The sequence below is a fragment of the Siphonobacter sp. genome (genome assembly GCF_048595215.1).
In the GTDB taxonomy this organism is placed as follows: Bacteria; Bacteroidota; Bacteroidia; order Cytophagales; family Spirosomataceae; genus Siphonobacter.
This window is the reverse complement of the sequence record NZ_JBMDWJ010000107.1, coordinates 1-18,322: the sequence shown is the minus strand read 5'-3', so window position 1 is coordinate 18,322 and position 18,322 is coordinate 1. Positions and strand designations below refer to the sequence as shown.

16 protein-coding genes are annotated in these 18,322 nt (G+C 44.5%); 9 read left to right on the top strand and 7 right to left on the bottom strand.

The annotated features are described in order from the left end of the window. Positions 1–7 precede the first annotated feature (7 nt). From ACOJTG_RS06265 to ACOJTG_RS06225, 9 genes are all read left to right on the top strand, one after another. Complete coding sequence (locus tag ACOJTG_RS06265; RefSeq protein ID WP_420153025.1) at positions 8–1,027, top strand: vWA domain-containing protein; 1,020 nt, start codon at positions 8–10, stop codon at positions 1,025–1,027. 200 nt (positions 1,028–1,227) lie between these two features. Next, positions 1,228–1,878 carry a ribonuclease HII gene (locus ACOJTG_RS06260; protein WP_420153024.1) on the top strand — a complete coding sequence of 217 codons (651 nt, stop codon included), beginning with the start codon at positions 1,228–1,230 and terminating at the stop codon, positions 1,876–1,878. Positions 1,879–2,087: 209 nt separating this feature from the next. Next, positions 2,088–2,927: a MotA/TolQ/ExbB proton channel family protein gene (locus tag ACOJTG_RS06255; protein ID WP_104709738.1), complete on the top strand. Its 840-nt coding sequence runs from the start codon at positions 2,088–2,090 to the stop codon at positions 2,925–2,927. Between the two features lie 124 nt (positions 2,928–3,051). Continuing rightward, positions 3,052–3,672 carry an ExbD/TolR family protein gene (locus tag ACOJTG_RS06250; RefSeq protein ID WP_104709739.1) on the top strand — a complete coding sequence of 207 codons (621 nt, stop codon included), beginning with the start codon at positions 3,052–3,054 and terminating at the stop codon, positions 3,670–3,672. Between the two features lie 42 nt (positions 3,673–3,714). Beyond that, a complete protein-coding gene (locus ACOJTG_RS06245; protein WP_420153023.1) occupies positions 3,715–4,260 on the top strand; it encodes an ExbD/TolR family protein in 546 nt (181 codons plus the stop codon). Between the two features lie 93 nt (positions 4,261–4,353). Next, entirely contained in the window at positions 4,354–5,193 is an 840-nt protein-coding gene (locus ACOJTG_RS06240; RefSeq protein WP_420153022.1) for an energy transducer TonB, read from the top strand. A 68-nt stretch (positions 5,194–5,261) separates the two neighbouring features. Continuing rightward, positions 5,262–5,489, top strand: coding sequence for a hypothetical protein (locus tag ACOJTG_RS06235; protein ID WP_420153021.1), 228 nt, complete (start codon positions 5,262–5,264; stop codon positions 5,487–5,489). 10 nt (positions 5,490–5,499) lie between these two features. After that, positions 5,500–6,447 (top strand): PstS family phosphate ABC transporter substrate-binding protein, encoded by a 948-nt coding sequence (locus ACOJTG_RS06230; protein ID WP_420153020.1) that lies wholly within the window; start codon positions 5,500–5,502, stop codon positions 6,445–6,447. 233 nt (positions 6,448–6,680) lie between these two features. Further along, positions 6,681–8,486, top strand: a complete 1,806-nt coding sequence (locus ACOJTG_RS06225; RefSeq protein WP_420153019.1) for a tetratricopeptide repeat protein — start codon at positions 6,681–6,683, stop codon at positions 8,484–8,486. Between the two features lie 321 nt (positions 8,487–8,807). On the opposite strand, the gene ACOJTG_RS06220 is transcribed toward ACOJTG_RS06225, so the two are convergent. The 7 genes from ACOJTG_RS06220 to ACOJTG_RS06190 form a co-directional block, all read right to left on the bottom strand. Next, on the bottom strand, positions 8,808–11,666 hold the full coding sequence (locus ACOJTG_RS06220) for a sialate O-acetylesterase (protein ID WP_420153018.1): 2,859 nt from the start codon (positions 11,664–11,666) through the stop codon (positions 8,808–8,810). Between the two features lie 158 nt (positions 11,667–11,824). Next, positions 11,825–13,543: a hypothetical protein gene (locus tag ACOJTG_RS06215; protein WP_420153017.1), complete on the bottom strand. Its 1,719-nt coding sequence runs from the start codon at positions 13,541–13,543 to the stop codon at positions 11,825–11,827. A 73-nt stretch (positions 13,544–13,616) separates the two neighbouring features. Then, the gene (gene obgE, locus ACOJTG_RS06210; RefSeq protein WP_420153016.1) at positions 13,617–14,618 is read right to left on the bottom strand and encodes a GTPase ObgE; all 1,002 of its coding nucleotides are present in this window, start codon (positions 14,616–14,618) and stop codon (positions 13,617–13,619) included. Positions 14,619–14,859: 241 nt separating this feature from the next. Continuing rightward, positions 14,860–15,438 carry an adenylate kinase gene (locus ACOJTG_RS06205; protein ID WP_104709748.1) on the bottom strand — a complete coding sequence of 193 codons (579 nt, stop codon included), beginning with the start codon at positions 15,436–15,438 and terminating at the stop codon, positions 14,860–14,862. Between the two features lie 109 nt (positions 15,439–15,547). Next, complete coding sequence (gene kdsB / locus ACOJTG_RS06200; RefSeq protein WP_420153015.1) at positions 15,548–16,300, bottom strand: 3-deoxy-manno-octulosonate cytidylyltransferase; 753 nt, start codon at positions 16,298–16,300, stop codon at positions 15,548–15,550. A 169-nt stretch (positions 16,301–16,469) separates the two neighbouring features. Then, positions 16,470–17,483 (bottom strand): transaldolase family protein, encoded by a 1,014-nt coding sequence (locus tag ACOJTG_RS06195; protein ID WP_420153014.1) that lies wholly within the window; start codon positions 17,481–17,483, stop codon positions 16,470–16,472. A 330-nt stretch (positions 17,484–17,813) separates the two neighbouring features. Beyond that, the gene (locus tag ACOJTG_RS06190) at positions 17,814–18,296 is read right to left on the bottom strand and encodes a gamma carbonic anhydrase family protein (protein WP_420153040.1); all 483 of its coding nucleotides are present in this window, start codon (positions 18,294–18,296) and stop codon (positions 17,814–17,816) included. Positions 18,297–18,322: the final 26 nt, after the last annotated feature.

Sequence of the window (18,322 nt, the reverse complement as noted above, 5' to 3'; positions counted from 1 at the left end):
CTTGATTATGGGTGAGTGGCTTTCGTTGAAGTGGTTTTCAATAGGTACGCTGGGGGGCTTTCACTGGTCCCAACCGTATTACCTGTATGGAATAGCAGCGGTACCTTTTCTCTTCTTTTTACGGCGGCTTTTTTACGGAAAATCCCGCCAGCGACTCAATGTCGCTTTTCTGGCCAAGGAAGTCAAAACCAGTTGGATACAGTATCTACGTTATCTTCCGGCCGTGCTAAGTGCCCTAGGTATCATGTTAGTATTGGTTGCCTTAGCCCGGCCGCAGCTGATTAAGGAAACAGAGGAACGTTTCTCCGAAGGAATTGAGATCGTACTGGCCCTCGACGTTTCGGATTCCATGCTCATGAAAGATTTAGCTCCGAATCGGCTAGAATCTGCCAAAAAAGTGGCTACAGAGTTCGTGGATGGTCGTTTTCAAGATAAAATTGGTCTGGTCGTCTTTGCGGGGCAGGCTTTTTTTCTATGTCCACTTACTACCGATTACGAATTACTCAAGCAGCAGATTGCTTCGGTTAAACCCGATATTGTTGCGACGGCAGGTACAGCCATTGGGTCCGCTCTAGCGAACTGCATCAACCTGATGCGAGATAGTGAGGCTAAAAGTAAAGTAGCCATCTTGTTAAGTGATGGTGATAACACGGCTGGAAATCTTGACCCTATCACGGCAGCTCAGCTAGCGAATGCGTACGGCATTCGAGTGTATACCATTGCAATTGGGAAAGAAAATGCTCCTATAGCTCAGGATTCAACTGACATGGCCCTGGAAACGCTTGATACGGCGGTGCTAAAAGATATTGCTCAGCGGAGCAAAGGACAGTTTTTTCAGGTACAAGACGCTCGTTCGCTCAAAGATGTATTCGAACGGATTAATCGTCTGGAAAAGATAAATATCAAAGTATCTTATTATCAAGATATTAAAGACTTTTATCATATCTATCTGAAATGGGCGATCTGCTGCTTATTAGGAGCATTAGCCTTAAAATGTACGTTTATTGGTAATATTTTAGAAGATTGAGTAAGACAGGTAGATTTACGGATTATTTTTTGGAAAAATTTTCTAAGTAAATAGCCGCTGACACTCAATTTATTATAAATAAATTAAATAGTTTTAGTAAAAATTTGCACTCTATTTGTAAAGTTTATGATAATATTGTTGGCTATTTTAGATGTTCCTGCACCAATTGAGTCGGAAGGAAGCATTCAAATTATAGAATAATGCTGAAACAATTCTATCATTTGCAAAGTATCGAAGCGGGCTTAGATGAAGTGGGCAGGGGGTGTCTGGCGGGGCCAGTAGTGGCTGCGGCAGTAATTCTTCCGAAAGACTATACGAATGCTTTGCTCAATGATTCGAAACAGCTCAGTCGTCTGGAGCGACAGAGATTACGAGTAGAGATTGAACGAGAAGCCTTAAGCTGGAAAATCGCCGAAGCTAGTACGGATGAAATTGATCGGATCAATATTGCCAAAGCCAGTTTTTTAGCCATGCACCGAGCGGTGGAGCAACTAACCGTTCAGCCCGAGCATCTATTGGTCGATGGCAATCGGTTCGTTCCTTATCCAATGATTCCGCATACGTGTATTGTGAAGGGGGATAGCCTGTTTGCTTCTATTGCCGCCGCCTCGATTTTGGCAAAAACGTACCGGGATGAGCTCATGGAACAGTTAGCCTTAGAGTATCCAATGTACGGATGGGAACAGAACGTAGGGTACCCAACTCCTAAACATCGCAGAGCTTTATTGGAGTACGGAACGACCCCCTGGCATCGAAAGACCTTTGGACCAGTAAAAAATGTGTTAAAATCCGATGAATTAACGTCTCAGAAAAGTACTGATTTGGTCGATTTATCTTTGGGATATTCTTAAATTAATACAATTTTTTAGAATTCTTACAAAAATTTTCACAAAACCTTAACGTCGGGAATGGGAAAAAAAACAGTAGATTTGCTGAATCGTTTACTCGGTTTCGAGGGACAAAAACAAAATTTTCTTTCGTAGTTGCTTAGGACGTCAAATTTTATTTTTCTTTACACCAACAAACCAAAGTTTCACTAAACCCTAAAATTACCAAACTAATGAGTAACACTACCAAGACCCCTACTCCCGCTGCCAAGCCTGCTGCTGCTCCGAAGAAGAAGTCGGGGGGCATTTCGTCTGGTCTTATTATTTTGATTCTGTTCATTGTCGCTGAGCTTTTCTATCACCTCTACTTAGGTGACGGTAGCCACTTTGAAGGAGGAGATCACAACAACGAACCGCTTCCAGGCGATTTCTTTGGTATCGTTTACAAGGGAGGTTTTATCGTACCCATTCTGTTTACCTGTTTCTTAACTTCATTGACGTTCACTATTGAGCGTCTGTTCACACTGGGCAAAGCAAAAGGAACGAGCAGCATCGACGAATTCGTTCGTAAAGTACAAGTGCTGTTGAACCAAAACGACATCAACGGAGCCCTGAAAGAGTGCGACAAACAAAAAGGTTCAATCGGTAACGTAGTTAACGCTGCTCTGAAAAAATATCAGCAATTGACTACTGATACTGAATTAGACAAAGAACAAAAACTGGTTGCTCTGAGCAAAGAAATCGAAGAAGCTACGAGCTTGGAAATGCCTTCTCTTGAGAAAAACCTGACGATCATCGCTACGCTGGCTTCTGTAGCTACGCTGATCGGTCTGCTCGGAACGGTATTAGGTATGCTTCGTTCTTTTGCTGCCATGGGTCAATCAGGTTCTGCGGATTCAGCTGCTCTGGCTGCTGGTATCTCTGAGGCTCTTGTAAACACAGCTTTAGGTATCGGTACTTCAGCTATCTGCTTGATCGCTTATAACTACTTCACCAGCATCATCGACGGTATCACGTACAACATCGATGAAATCGGTCTGAGCATCACCAACAACTACGCTGCCCACTACTAGGCGTTCCTAAAGAGGCTCAGCATTGAGCTTCTTTAAAAGATTGTCGGAATTATTAAGTTTTTAGTTTGAAAACGAATAATTTTGATCAACGAAACGTTTAGTTATAAAATCAAAACAGGTAGCGATGGCAAAGGTTAAAGTAAAACGTCATGGAGTATCAATGGACATGACGGCCATGTGCGACGTAGCTTTCTTGCTGTTAACGTTCTTTATCTTAACGGCGAAAATGCGTCCTCAGGAGGCTGTGCAAGTCACTACTCCAAACTCTGTAGCCCAGGAACCCCTTGCAGCAATTGATGTCATTACGGTATTAGTTTCTGCAGATGGCAAAATCTTCATGGGGGTGGATAACCACCAGGTACGTTTGGGTATGCTGGAGCAAATGTCTAAGCGTTACAATGTGGCCTTTACGGATCCCGAAAAAGAAGCTTTCCGTTTGTCTGAAAACTTCGGGGCTCCCATGGCCAACATGAAACAAATTCTGGACATGGATCCTGCTGAGCGTAACAAGCCTGGCGTACAGCCTGGTATTCCCAGTGATTCGGTTCGTAATGAACTTTTCTACTGGGTGGCAACGGCTCGTCAGTACTTTGGTAGCCAAGGAGCTAAATACAAAGTATTAATTAAAGCGGATCAGAATGCTCCTTATAAAACGGTGAAGCAGGTAATTGCTACCATGCAGGAGCAAGACGTGAACAACTTTAATTTGATCACTGGTCAGGAAACGAAACCCACTTCCATGTAGAACTTGAAAGTTCGCTTTCAAATTCTTTAAACTAACAACGCAATGGCAGAGATAGCACAAGGTGGTGGGAATGACAAAGGTGGTAAAGTCCGCAGTAAGAAGGTATCTACCCGTGTAGATATGACCCCCATGGTAGACTTGGGCTTTTTATTGATTACTTTCTTCCTCTTGACTACTACCCTCCAAAAGCCGGTTACCATGTTCCTAGGTATGCCTGCTAAAGACAAGGATAAAAAAGAGCAAGAAACATCTCCTATTAAAGAGTCTGAAGCAATCACTGTATTGCTGGGCAAAAAAGATGGAGAAGATGTCGTATACTGGTACCAAGGTACGGGCAAAGACGTTGCTACAACGCAGGTAGAGAAAACCTCATTTGCAGCTAGCGGCGGTCTTCGTGATGTACTTCGTCGGAAGAAGAAGGAAGTAGGCGAGAAATTCTTCGTAGTAATCAAATCTAAAGATGATGCTTCGTACAAGTCTTTAGTGGATGTACTCGATGAAATGGCTATTTCCGGAATCGATAAGTACGGTATCACCGACATTAACCTGAACGATAACAAGATTATCGACAAGGCAGAAGCTAAATAATCAAAATAAAACTAAGGATATAGTTGTAAAACTAGATTTTTAGTTTTAACTTTGAATCAATCTTTTAGAACGTTTAACTAGTTGCCTACTCTTATGGCAGAAACAATCAAAATAACTAACGATACCACCTTAGAAGATCTGATTTTTGCGGATCGGAATAAGGAGTATGGTGCATACGACCTCCGTCGCCGGACGTCTCGTAATGCCCTGATTGCTACTGGTATTGCTCTTTTGATTGTTGCGGCCTTCTTAGCTGCTCGTTTGCTTGCTGCAACGATTGGTGAAGAAGAGAAAGAGGTAGAAGTAAAGCTGGCAAACATGTCAGAGCTTCCTCCTCCTCCGGAACAACCAAATCAGCCACCGCCACCACCACCACCACCACCACCACCACCAGAGGTACCGGTGATGAGTACGACGGCGTTCCTTCCTCCTGAAATTAAGGAAGATACTGAAGTTCCACCCGATGTTGAGCCTCCCAAACAAACGGAACTGGTAGATGCTCAAGCTGGCAAAGAAACCGTAGTAGGGGATCCTAACGCGGTAGAAATTGTAGCCATCGAAGACGGAACGGGTAAAAAACGCGAAGAGGTGATCGAGGTGAAACCGGCTGCTAAAGAAGAAGTCTTTACGGTCGTTGAGCAAGCTGCTCAGTTCCCCGGTGGTGATGCAGAAATGTATAAGTACCTGAACAAAAATATCAAATACCCTGCTGCAGCTCAACGAGCTAACGTACAAGGAAAAGTATTTTTGAGCTTCGTAGTATCTCCGGACGGAAGCATTTCTGATATCCAAGTACAAAAAGGTCTTGGTTTTGGTTGCGATGAGGAAGCAATCCGCGTGGTAAAATCAATGCCCCGTTGGAAACCTGGTCGTCAGTCAGGTCGGGCCGTGAAATCTCGCTTTAACTTGCCGATTTCATTCGTACTCGAATAATATGAATTAACACCTAATAGAAATGGGTCAGCATCTTTCACGGATCTGACCCATTTTTTCTAAAAGCTATGCCAAAACCCATTAACGAACAAGTAAACGCTCTAATTGGTCTGATTATCCCATTGGGATATGCAGCTATGGGTTACTACCTGATTGATTCGGCGTCGACAATAGCCGCTAGCGGAGTCTTATCGGAAGATATTGCGAAAGTATTGGGCGGGCTTTTTATTGGGTATAGTCTTTTAAAGTTATACTGGGCTTATCGCAAATGGGTTCGTAATCAAGAAGAAGAGTAAATCTACGTCCATGAAAACTGTACTAAATTATTTCGGAATGAGTATGCTGGTTCTGTTAACCTTAATGGGTTGCCAGCAGAAATCAGGGGATAATCCTGAAGAAACGGTATCAAGAGGCGAAATGTTAGTAGCGGTCGATGAATCACTACAACCTGTATTGACAGCTGAGCAGGAAGCCTTCGCGGATAAGAATAAATATGCGAAGGTACATATGGCATACGTACCCGAGCTGCTGGCTATCCAACTGATGTTACAGGATTCCGCCCGGATAGCCGTCGTAACACGGCATTTGAAAGCCGATGAGAAGAAGATATTTGAGGAGAAAAAATTAAAGTACCGAGCCATTCATATGGCTACGGATGCCCTAGCATTCATCACTAACAGTAAAACCAGTGATACCTTGATTTCCGTAGATGAAATTGACGGGATCATGAAGGGAAAGATTACCCAGTGGAATCAACTGAAACACGGGAAGTCTTCGCAGAAAATTTCCTTCGTCTTTGACAGTGATAATTCGAGCAACTTGCAATATTTATTAGATACCTTGAGAATAGCTGATAAGAAACAGACACCTATTTACGCAGTCAAGTCTAATAAAGAAGTTATTGAGTACATTCAAAAAACGCCCGGAGCGATTGGGGTAATTGGTGTAAACTGGATCAGTGATATTGATGATCCCGAGCATCCCCGTTTCATGAATGGTATTAAGGTGATGGGAGTAGCTAAAAAAGCAACCACGGATTTAGAGCAATATTTTCAGCCCTTCCAATACGCCATCGCTTTGAAGAAATACCCGCTGAATCGCAATGTATATATGATTACCAAAGAGGCTAAACGGGGCTTAGGAACAGGATTCATTAATTATGTAATGACTGACGCCGGACAACGGATTGTACTCAAAAGTGGTCTGTTACCAGCCAATCAGATTATTCGCTTGGTCCAAGTGCGTCAGATGTGATCGTGAGACGTTTAGCGTAAAAATCATTTTTTTTCATAAAATTGTGCAACTATTTATTTAGTTAGTCAGTTATGTAAGAGTGATGGCTAGTAGAGGAAAAAATAGCTGAATTGAAATTCTAACAATTCTCTAATTTTTTTTATAATCGCTGGAAATTACAGTAATTTCGAATTCTATAATCAATATTGTTGAACGTAAGGTATCACCTTCCCAAAACCCAATTTTCTTCTACGATGAGAGTGAAATTCAAATCGCTAATTCTGGTAGCCGGGATGCTGGCCTTGGGTGCAACGAGCTCGTTTGCACAATCGCCAGAAGTTGCAGGAGCATTAAAGGCTCTTGAAGCAGATCGTCTTGGTTCAGCCCGTGAGGCTTTGGAAAAGGCGGCGACTTCCTCCCCATCGGCTGAAAATCAGTTTTATTTAGGATACTACTATTTAAGACTGGCTAGTGCCGAAGATGAAGGCAGTGTGAAAATCGCTGAATATCTAGACAAAGCAAAAGCTGCTTTTGATAAAGGCGTAGCGGACGATGCAAAATCGAAATTTCCGCTCAATAAAGTAGGGCAAGCTGGCGTATTGCTGGGTCAGGGTAAATTGGCTGAAGCAACGACTTTGATTGATCAGGTATTATCTGATACCAAGAACAAAGACGAAGATGTACTATGGCGAGCCGCTGAAATGTACACGTTGTTCACCAAAAAAGGACAAGCTAATGATCCGGGCAAAGCTATCACGCTGATTGACCAGATTGCTGGTTTGAAAAAGAAAAAAGATCGTCCTGAGTATCAACTTGTTAAAGGGGATGCTTACCTGATCAAAAACGAAGGTGGTCCGGCTATTTCAGCTTACGAGGAAGCACTTCGTTTACAGCAAGATACGCAAATGGCTGCTTTGGCCTATACGCGGATGGGTCGAGTTTGGAAACGTGGTAAGAACTACTCGAGTACCCAAACTTCGTACAACGATGCCATCAAAGCAGACGAAAAATTTGCTCCAGTATACTGGGAGTTTGCTGAATTGTGGTTGTTCGCCGGTAACTACAAAAATGCCGCTGAAAACCTCGATAAATACATTCAGTACAGTGAAGAGTCTCCGGACGTAATCTTACGTTACGTTAAGTTTGCCTTCCTTGCTCAACAGTATCAGAAAGTAGTAGATGCTTTAGCTAAAATTGAAGGTAAAGTAAATGATCCCGATCTTCCTCGTATCAAAGGCTGGTCTTTAACGGAATTAGGTCAATATGAGCAAGGAGCTCAGAACCTGGAAACGTTACTGAAGTCTAATCCGAAGAAAGTTTATCCGGATGATTATCGTTACTTAGGTATTGATTACCGTGAATTGAAGCAAGACTCTTTGGCCGTAATGAACTTCGAAAAAGCTGCTGCTGCAGGTGATACGGTGTTCAATAACTACGAAGAAGTTGCTAAGATTCGTCAGGCCCAGAAACGTTATCTGGATGCTGCGAAAGCTTATGAGCAATCGATTGCCTGGAAAAATCAACGTCCTGACAAGCGTCCTACTTACGCAGATTTCTACCGTAAAGGTATCGCTTACTACCAGTACATTAGCTCCGCTAAAGACACAACGGTAGTACCCCAAGCGGTAGAGTCATTTGCTCGGATGGGCACGATGGCGGATAGTACGGTAAAAGCAAATACCCAGTTGACGGAGGAACAGAAAGAGTCGCTTCAAGGATTCGTAACAATGACTCCCCTGTGGCAAGCTCGTTCGAACCGTTTGTTCACAGATCGTGCTAAAGCGTTACCGTATTATGAACAATACATTGCTCTAGCAGATACGGCTAAAAACCAGAAAGAACTGATTGAGGCTTATCAGTATCAGGCCTATTATGAGTTTCTGGTAACAAAGGATAATGATAAAGGTAAAGAGTACATGAGAAAAATCTTGGCTCTAGATCCTGAAAATGCAGAAGCAAATCGTATCCTGAACCCACCTGCTCCAGCTGTAGCTCCTAAGAAAGGTGCAGCTAAGCCTAAGGCAGGTGCGAAGGCTAGTTCAGCTCCGGCTAAAAACTAAGCATAGCCTTACAGTTAGTATAAATAAAAAGAGCCTCGGTACCGAGGCTCTTTTTATTTATACTAACTATCGTAATACAATCCTTCTAAGTTATAGTGAAAACAGTCAAAGCAGATGGAGTAACATTCACCAAACTTGAATTAGAGGTGGTGTTTGCTTGTAATTCAAGGCCGAGATATTATAATGGCCGAGTTTGCAATCAATTGCTGGAAGGACCTATTGATATCTTATAGAAATATTAGGGAAGATTATTAGAATAAATGCTATAGAAAAAGCCTGGATTTATCAGATGCAGGCTTTTTCTATAGCATTTATTTTATACTAGGGTAAAATTGTTAAACGCTTGGTACGTTCAAAGCCATCTACTCTAATACGAATGATGAAAATACCGGGAATACGGCCTAAACTGATGAATTTTCGTTCATTGAATTCATTGATAACGCCACTGTATAGAACCACTCCTGAAGTAGTAACTACACTCACTTCTGCTCCTTTCCAGTTCTCTTTCGTTTCCAGCGTAAAGTTTCCGTCTGGGCTCGGATTCGGATAAACACTAAAGCCATCTTGAGCTGGGTCATAGCTATAACTAAAAGGCTGCGACAAAGCCGAAGTACACTCAAATCTTCCCACCGGAGCAACATTGTATTCGATCACACTTTTAACCGTATATACTCCTTCTTTAAGAGGTTTAAAGTAAACGGAATTAAACGTACTCGTATCCATGCCCATGATCCATGAATTACGCGTACCTGGAATATTGGCTTGAGCCTGTAAAGTATAAGGACCCACCTGAGCAATTTTGGGCGTTTCAGGATTCGGACGAGCCGATACCGTTACTTTATCCGATTGGTTTCTACAGCCGTTCGCATCCGTTGCTTGAGCGTAATAATCACCACTGATACGGGCGGTTAACAAGTCCGTATTGGAAACCTGCTGATTGGCCAGTAACCAGGAAGGACGTTCGGAAGTAATAGCTCTCAGCGTAACCGTTTCACCTTCGCAAAACGCCAGTTTCCCCTGCAATAAAGCCACCGTAGGCTTAGCCGGTAAAGGATTTACTTTTAAGCTTACCGGATCAGATACGGGCGAAGGACAGTTTGCTCTACTGATGGTTTGAACCGTATACGAACGGGCCTCATTAGTTGAAATGCTCAGCGTAGCTGCATTGTTGTAATTCCACAAATACGTACCGTCCGATGGACTCGAAGTAAATTCAACGGTTTCATTCGCACAAATGGTCACATTTCGGTTGGGATCAATCCCCCGGTTAGCCTGAATGGTTGGTTTGGCCGGAATAGGATTTACGGTAATCTGAATGGCGTCAGAAGCCACTGACCGGCATTGGTCGGCATTGAGTACCTGCACTGAATAATTACTGGTCGTAGTGGGCTGAATGTTTTTACTGGTAGCCCCATTACTCCAGATATAACCTACGGCAGTCTCATTTGTAGCGAGGACCCGGGGAGTTCCTGCACAGAAACTAGTAGGTCCATCAGCGGTGATACTAGGTTTGGCTGGCCGCGAGCGTCTTCCCAAAACGATGGATTCGGCACTGTAATTACATCCTAATAGATCCTTATACGTTAATGAATACGAACCCCCTTCAGCTCCTGGAATCGAAGGCGTAGTCGCTCCGGTATTCCAGACGTTATTTGCCGCATAGTTAGACTGAAGGGTAGGGGTAACGCCTTCGCAGAAGTACGTACTTCCACCATTATCTTTCAAAATGTCACCACCAATTACCGGACGATCGGGTACTTTATAGGGCAGTGAAAAGACGGTGGTGTTACCATTCTTCATCTTGGCCATATACGGGTCGCCCTGACCCACGGTGATCGTAGCCCCATTTTGTCCATTACTCCAGCCATAAGGATTTTGATTGGGGACACTTAACGTAAGCGTATTGGTATTACCACAGGCTGCTGAAATCGTAGTGAGCGTATTGGCCTGTTTAGGTGTGGAGCGGTTGAACACACCATTCGACATTAGAGCATCGTACCAGCCTTGAGCTACTTGATTATAGGCACTGACGTAGAAGTGAACACCTCCTGAACGCGGAATGCCGTAATCATCTGTATTAGGTCCCAGAAATACGTTAGGTACAGAAGAAGCTACTTGTGTTTGGGCAGCAATGATATTGGGCGATACGCCATTGTTATAACTCGTTCGGGCTACTACCCAACTGAGCTGATCGTAACCGAGATCCTGACGACTTTTTTGGATGACTGCCGTTAAATCATTGACGTAAGAGGCTAATGGCGTATTGATCGTTGCTGAATCATCCGCTTCACCCTGCATCCACAGCACCGTACGGGCTCCCGTGATTGATAGGTAATAGGTCAGAATATTTTTCAGGTTATTATACGGATAACCCTGAGCAAAATACTTATACTCATCGGCACAGGAAGTACAATAGCGGCTGATGGTACGTTGCCCTTGCGATGATTCACGCCAGTTCTGAATCGTAGTACCGCCAAAAGCACCGTTGTAGAATAACACGGGTACATTCAGATTCTGCGTGAGTAATTCCCCCAAACGGCCCCAATAATAAGATCCTACACCCACCGGAGCTACATCTTGCGAACCGCTCATTTTTCGGAAGGTAGGAAGCATCGGATAGAGGGGACTGGCGGGTTGTCCGGATACTACGTCATACCGGAAAAACTGAGGATCCTGCCCATTACCAGGCGTACCTCCTCTTAAATTTGAAGGGTTAGCAATCGTTATTCGATCATCACTGGGATCACTTGGGCTAGGTTGATTTTCAGAGGGTTGATAGGTTACACCCTGAGCATTGGATTGACCAGCAATCACAAAAACTTCACCCACCCCAAAGGGTTGCAGATCGTCGGAAGCAACTACCTGACCGGCCAATGAGCCGCGTACTTCAAGCTTATACCAGCCGCCTGTAGCGGAAATTGTACCCGAAAAGAAACCATTGGAGATGGAGGGAAGAGCCGTCCAGTCGATTGCATTACCACCGTTGAGCGGTGTTAGCTTTGCTTCAATCTTATCAACGGGCTGATAGTAGTTGCCCGCAATTTGTACGGTAGCTCTATTATTGTTATCCCGTTGAAACACAATCCGTTCCACTGGAAAGGTAATAGTCATCTGAGCTTGTGCTGAGATACTGAACACCAATCCCAAAAGGCATACTAGCTTACTTAAATAAGACCTCATGCAGCAAAGGTTTTTCATAACAGATAGGAAGCACAGGCGAATACTTCCAATTAACAAAAATATGAATAAAATGTTAAATAAAAAATCCTAATGTTTGACTGTCAATGAGTTACAGTCAAATGAAATAGGCTTCATCTAATACTTTACCAATTGTAGTTTTAAGATTGGCTAATTCGTACGGCAAAATTAGGTAATGCATCTAATCGATAAGTCGTGGGATGCAGTACTTTCACTCCTCTATGAATCACTACCACCCACACCTGATATTGCGTATTCGGTTGCAAGTACTCTACTGGAAAACTGCCATGGAAACCATTGGCATAATAGTGCTTACCAAGGGAAGAAACGAAAGATTTGAGCGAATACCGTTTTTGTCTGGTTGGAATATAATGCGACTGAGCGGCATTCTTCAGTAAGATATACGCTCCGTCGTTTTTATGAACTGAGCGAATAAACTGTTCATTAGTAAAGACCAATGCATGACCCATTTGTTTGGTTTCTAATGTAAATAAGTCGGCACTGACCTGATAAGGCATTTCAAAAAAGTAGTCCCTGGGAAGTTCGTATACTCCTGCCCGAATGGATTGTGTGGTAATGGTATCTACAGCTGACTGTAAGCTTAAGTAGATGGGGGAGCTGGGTAGGGCTCGGTTATGCTCCCAGCCATACATATCCGTATTTCGTTCTTTATAATAGTAGTCCAATGGAGCTACGTATTCGAAATAGCTAAACGAACAAACCAATACACTCAAAATTGTCCAGATACGAACCCAGCGTAGCGTAGGACGAAGCTGGCTAAATACTAAAATTGAAATGAGAATCAACCAGATAAAACCCATGTGTTTGTATCGGCTAATTAACACGGCCTGCGTACCTTCCATCGCTCGACCTACGGCAAAAGCAAGGATAGTAATACTGAAGTGAATAAGTCCACCCCATAGGGTAATCTTCCAGCGAGGGTAAGCAACTTTTGCGTGTTGAAAGGAAGGCTTAATGAAGAGGAAAGCCGAGTAAATAACAATACACCAAAAACTTAAACCCGTAGCCATAATTAGACCCGAGCGTAGTTTGAAGGGAAGGACGGTATTTAAATCCGTAGCCAAGCCACTGAAAGACAAGAAGTTGTAAAGGATGAGCCAGGGGTGTTGTAAATTATCCGAAAGCTTAGGCCGATACGCGGGTACCACCAACTGATAGTAATACAACGCAATCATTCCACCAATGACGAGTACCCAAATACCCGCGTGCTTCCAACGGTGCTGGAGTAGTAGTAAAACTAAACCCGTAGGTAAGACGAATGTGCCACTAACGTCACTGAGAATGGCAAGAATAGCCGCACCTAAAGCAAGTGTTAAATGACCTAATTTAGGTTTATATAAGTAGTACGCCGATAGCAAGGCAAAGAAGTGAACGACAATATGTTGCAAGGGAATCATTCCCCAGTAAATCGCTTCGTAGTACTGAATATGAAATAACAGAAAGGAAGCCGCGACTACCAGCAATAACGGTAGTTGGGCTTCTTTGATAATAGTATAGAAAAGATATAAAAAGCCCAGTAGCGAAAGAAGACCAACGAACATTTGAATCCGTAAGTCCAGGTGCCCGTTAATCAGGTAAATGAGTGTAGCTGCAATCCGATCCACCACAATCCGCCGTTCGTCATCCTGTACCCAAATAATATGAATGAATTCTTTCCAGGAAAAAGGGGATAGCTGCGTAAGCTTGGTAACGGGTTCTAATAAAGCGTCGTAGTCATCCTGAAAAGGAATGTTAGTTACGTACGCAAAGAAGGTATAAAAGAAAAGGCTAATCGGAATCAGGCTAACAAAGACAATCCATGTGGAGGAGATACTATTCTTGGAAATAGTAGAAGGCATTTTTTGAAAATAATTGGTTGAACGCAATCATTTAAAACAATACAGCCCCCGTTAAGAGGCTGTATTATAAGAATTAGGCTTGAGTCGGCGGATTTAACGCTTGCCAAATCAAATCAAGCAATGAATCTAGTCCTTCTCGCGTATACGATGAAAAGAACAAGTGAGGAACATCAGCAGGTAATTGCTCAATAAAGGTTTGCTTATCTTCTTCCGTTAATAAATCAGCTTTAGAAATAGCTAATAAACGGGATTTATCCATTAACTCAGGATTGTATTCCTGCAACTCATTCAGTAGAACTGCGTATTCTTCACCCGGATTTTCGGAAGAAGCCGGAATTAGGAAAAGCAGAATAGAGTTCCGTTCAATATGTCGTAAGAAGCGTAATCCCAAACCTTTACCTTGCGAAGCTCCCTCGATAATGCCCGGAATATCAGCCATGACAAACGAACGGAAGTCACGGTAGGGGACTACGCCCAAGTTCGGGACAATCGTCGTAAAGGGATAATCCGCAATTTCGGGTTTGGCAGCCGATACTACCGAAAGTAACGTGGATTTTCCGGCGTTAGGAAAACCTACTAAACCGACATCGGCTAGTACTTTCAACTCCAGAATAAACCAGACCTCCTGGCCATCTTCGCCGGGCTGAGAGGTGTGCGGAGCCTGGTTCGTGGAGGTTTTAAAGTGGGAGTTACCCAGACCACCACGGCCCCCTTCCAGCAGAATCATCTCCTGGTCGTTCTCCGTAATTTCAAACAGTACTTCGCCCGTTTCGGCGTCTTTGGCAATGGTACCCAGCGGTACGTCCAGGTACACATCTTCGCCCCGGGCTCCGGTACGGCGTCCGCCTTCGCCGGGTTGGCCTTTGCTAGCGATAACGTGTTTACGGTATTTAAGGTGGAGTAATGTCCAGACATTGGTACTACCCCGAAGAATGATATGGCCTCCCCGGCCTCCGTCGCCACCATCCGGTCCGCCCAGCGGAACGTGTTTCTCCCGGCGGAAGTGCGATGATCCGGCACCTCCGGGTCCTGAACGGCAGCAAATTTTTACGTAATCAATGAAGTTTGTTGTCACAGCCCTAGTAGGTAATCTAATCCGTGTCAGTACACGGCTTGAGTGAGTATGATCGTCCTTCTCCTAAATTTATGCAAAGTAAAGCAATGTTTTGCCTAGCCGGTAGCACTTCGCTCAAGTACGGCTGGATTCGGACGAAACAAAGCCCGAATAATCGGGCTATTTAAGGCCTAAGCCTGAATGAAAATAGGCCATTTCGGACGTTCCGAAATAGCCTATTTCAGTAATGCGAACGTATGTACTAAACGGCCGATTTTTCGATAGCCGTACAGATCTTCTCAAAAATTTCCTCGATAGCTCCGATTCCATAGACCGAGGTGAACTTACCCTGTCCTTGGTAGTAGTTTGCTACGGGCAGCGTTTTTTCGTTGTATTCCTGTACCCGTTTACGAATGAGTTCTTCGTTCTGATCATCCGGACGACCGGAAGTTTTTCCGCGTTCCAGCAAACGACGCGTTAATTCTTCCGCTTCTACTTCCAAAGCTACCATCGCTGAGATCGCCGTACCGTTTTCTTCAAGTAAGGTATCCAGAGCTTCGGCCTGGTTGACTGTCCGGGGAAAACCGTCGAAAATAAAGCCAGCGGCCTGTTTATTTTCTTTCAGTTTGTTGTCAATCATGCCAATTACTACTTCATCAGGCACCAGCAATCCCTGGTCCATCAGAGCTTTGGCTCTCAGTCCCAGTTCCGTACCTGCTTTAATTTCAGAGCGAAGCAGATCGCCGGTAGATAAATGGACGAGCTTGTATTTGTCAATCAACTTTTCGCTCTGGGTTCCTTTCCCGGCTCCCGGAGGGCCAAAGAGTACCAAATTAAGCATGAGACTATTGATATTCAGTATGAAACGATGTTAATAGGGCTGCAAAGGTACAATACTGCTCGGAAATAGAAAGCATCTGACTGGCTTTTACCCGTAATGTACTGTCGGGTTAGGTGTTTAAGTACTTCAAAGCCTTTTCCAGGTCCTCGGGTGTATCTACACAGGGGCTATCGTAAGTCGTTTCTACCATCTGAATTTTATAGCCGGCTTCGAGCCATCGGAGTTGCTCTAGCGACTCGGCTTTTTCCAGGGATGAAAGCGTAAGTTGCGTAATGGCCTGAAGAATATCCGTACGATAGGCATACATGCCTACGTGCCGGTAGTACGTATGATGTAAGTGCCATTCCTGAAGTGGATAGTTACGCAGAAACGGAATTGCCTGACGACTAAAGAGCATTACTTCACCCTTAGTGTTAAGGACGATCTTCGCTTCGCCCGGATCGTGCAGGGTTTCCGCTGACGTAACTTTAATCATCTGCGTAGCCAATTCTACCTCTCCATCCAGAACCTCTACTAATTCGTTTATTTGATTAGGATCTAGAAAGGGTTCATCTCCCTGAATGTTCAACACATACTGCACGGATTCGGGAGCCAGATGCGTTTCTGCCCAACTGGTAAAAGCTTCCCAACAGCGATCTGTACCACTGGGATGGTCTTCACGCGTAAGGACGGCTTTACCGCCAAAATTCTGGACGTGTTCAGCAATACGTACATCATCGGTGGCAACAATAACCTCCAGTAGTTTCGAAGCCTGAGCGGCTTCGTATACGCGTTGAATCATGCTTTTGCCCTGAATGTAGGCCAGGGGTTTACCCGGAAAACGGGTCGAAGCGTAACGGGCGGGAATGATTCCTAATACCATAGTTTTGGTTACGGGCTATTCAGTATGAAGCCATAGATGAAATTACTAATCAACCTTCGTTTTGTTTACAGGCTAATAGTAAAATTGCCTCCCGAACACATTCGCTCAGGAGGCAACAAGGGTATGCGTAGTTCAGTTACTTCCTACTGGAGCAAGAAACCGAAATCAATTAATCGTTCTTCAAATCCTGGATATCCAGCATGCCTACGGGCTTGCCGTTTTCCGTTACCAGAATTGTATCTACGCTGGTTTTCTTGAAAAGAGCAGCAGCGGCGTCGAGTAATTGGGTGCTTTCGATGGAAATAGGCGTTCCGTATTCGAAATCTCCCATTTTCTTCGACAGGACATCGCGACCACCGTCAGCCAGTTTCCGACGAAGATCACCGTCGGTAAACACGCCTTTCAAGTTACCCGCTTCATCCACAACCGTAACGCAGCCAAAGCCGTATTCAGTCATTTTAACGATGGCTTCCGTCAAAGAGATATCCGTCGTAACCGTTGGGTTAATGGTATTGATTGCCTGACCTACCGTAACGGTGATCAAACGCGTATGCTCGATGAACTGGTTCGTACCAATAGCCGTGAAGTTGTTTTCCGTCAGGGCTTTCATCAGTTTCCAGGGCACCGTAATGGTGTGGCAACCCAGGTCGATGGCGTTCCGTACGTGCTCGGTATTCCGTACCGACGAGAACATTACTTTTGAATCGAAACCGTAGGCTTCAACCAGTTCTACTACGTCACCGATCAGCGTCAGGGCGTCGTATCCCTGATCCTGCATCCGTCCGGCCAGTACGCAAATGTAGGTAGCACCGGCTACGGCTGCCATATACGCCTGTTGGATCGTGTATACCAGGTGAACGTTTACTTTCAGTCCTTTGTCTACCAGCGTGCGGCAGGCTTTAACGCCTTCCAGCGACACGGGGATTTTAAATACCGTACGCTTAGGGTCCAGACCCAGAGCCAGTTGGCGTTCCGCGTCGGCTACAATATCGGCGGCGGTTTCACCCAGTGCTTCGATCTGAAGAACGGGTACAATTTTAGAAAGCTCCACGATCGTTGCATCCAGGTCGCGAATTCCTTCGCGGTGCATAAACGTGGGGGTTGTGGTAAGACCGGTCAGAAAACCGAGTTGAAATGCCTCTTTGATTTCTTTTAAATCGGCAGAATCAAGATACAACTCCATGTGTGTAGTAGCAATGGCCGTTTTAGGTTAGGTTTCCGCGTTAGCTGTACCAGCGGGGGGATAACTTATTCACCAAAAACGTTACGCCTCTTTTAAAATGTTACTTAAAAAGTAAAGAAGGAAAGTAGTAGGCTGTGAAAATCAGGTTTGTTGCCGGTGAAGGACGTTTATCGATCAAGGCATTGGAAACGGAAAAACGGACTATTACTTTCTTATTGTTTTCAGGCAAAAATGAATCGCCGGATACTTGGCTGCAAAGTTGGCGATTTTCGGGGAGAATTTCAGAACAAATCCAAAGTCCTTTACTTCTGATTTTCAATCCGCCCGCGATTACCAATCCTGCTCCTTGAACCAGCCCGCGTACATGACGTAGTTATTGGCCGTACGGTCGAATACTTCTCCCGCCGCTTCCGACACGGGTTTGAGAAATTTAGCCGGGTTACCCGCATAAATGCTACCCGGAGGAACGATGGTATTCTGCGTGACAATGGCTCCGGCCGCAATGATGCTGCCCGTACCAATCACGGCTCCGTCCATGATAATAGCCCCCATGCCCACCAGTACACGATCTTCGATCGTACAACCGTGTACGACGGCGTTGTGGGCGATGCTTACGGAATCACCAATGATGGTTTGCGTTTTCTGATAGGTACAGTGAATCACGGCTCCATCCTGAATATTTGTACGATTGCCAATTCGGATGGCGTTGACGTCGCCGCGAATGACGGCATTGAACCAGACGGTGCAGTCATCGCCCATACTAACGTCACCAACGATGGTGGCGTTGGGAGCCAGCCAGCAGTTTTGCCCCAATTGGGGCGTATGATCCTGAACGGGTA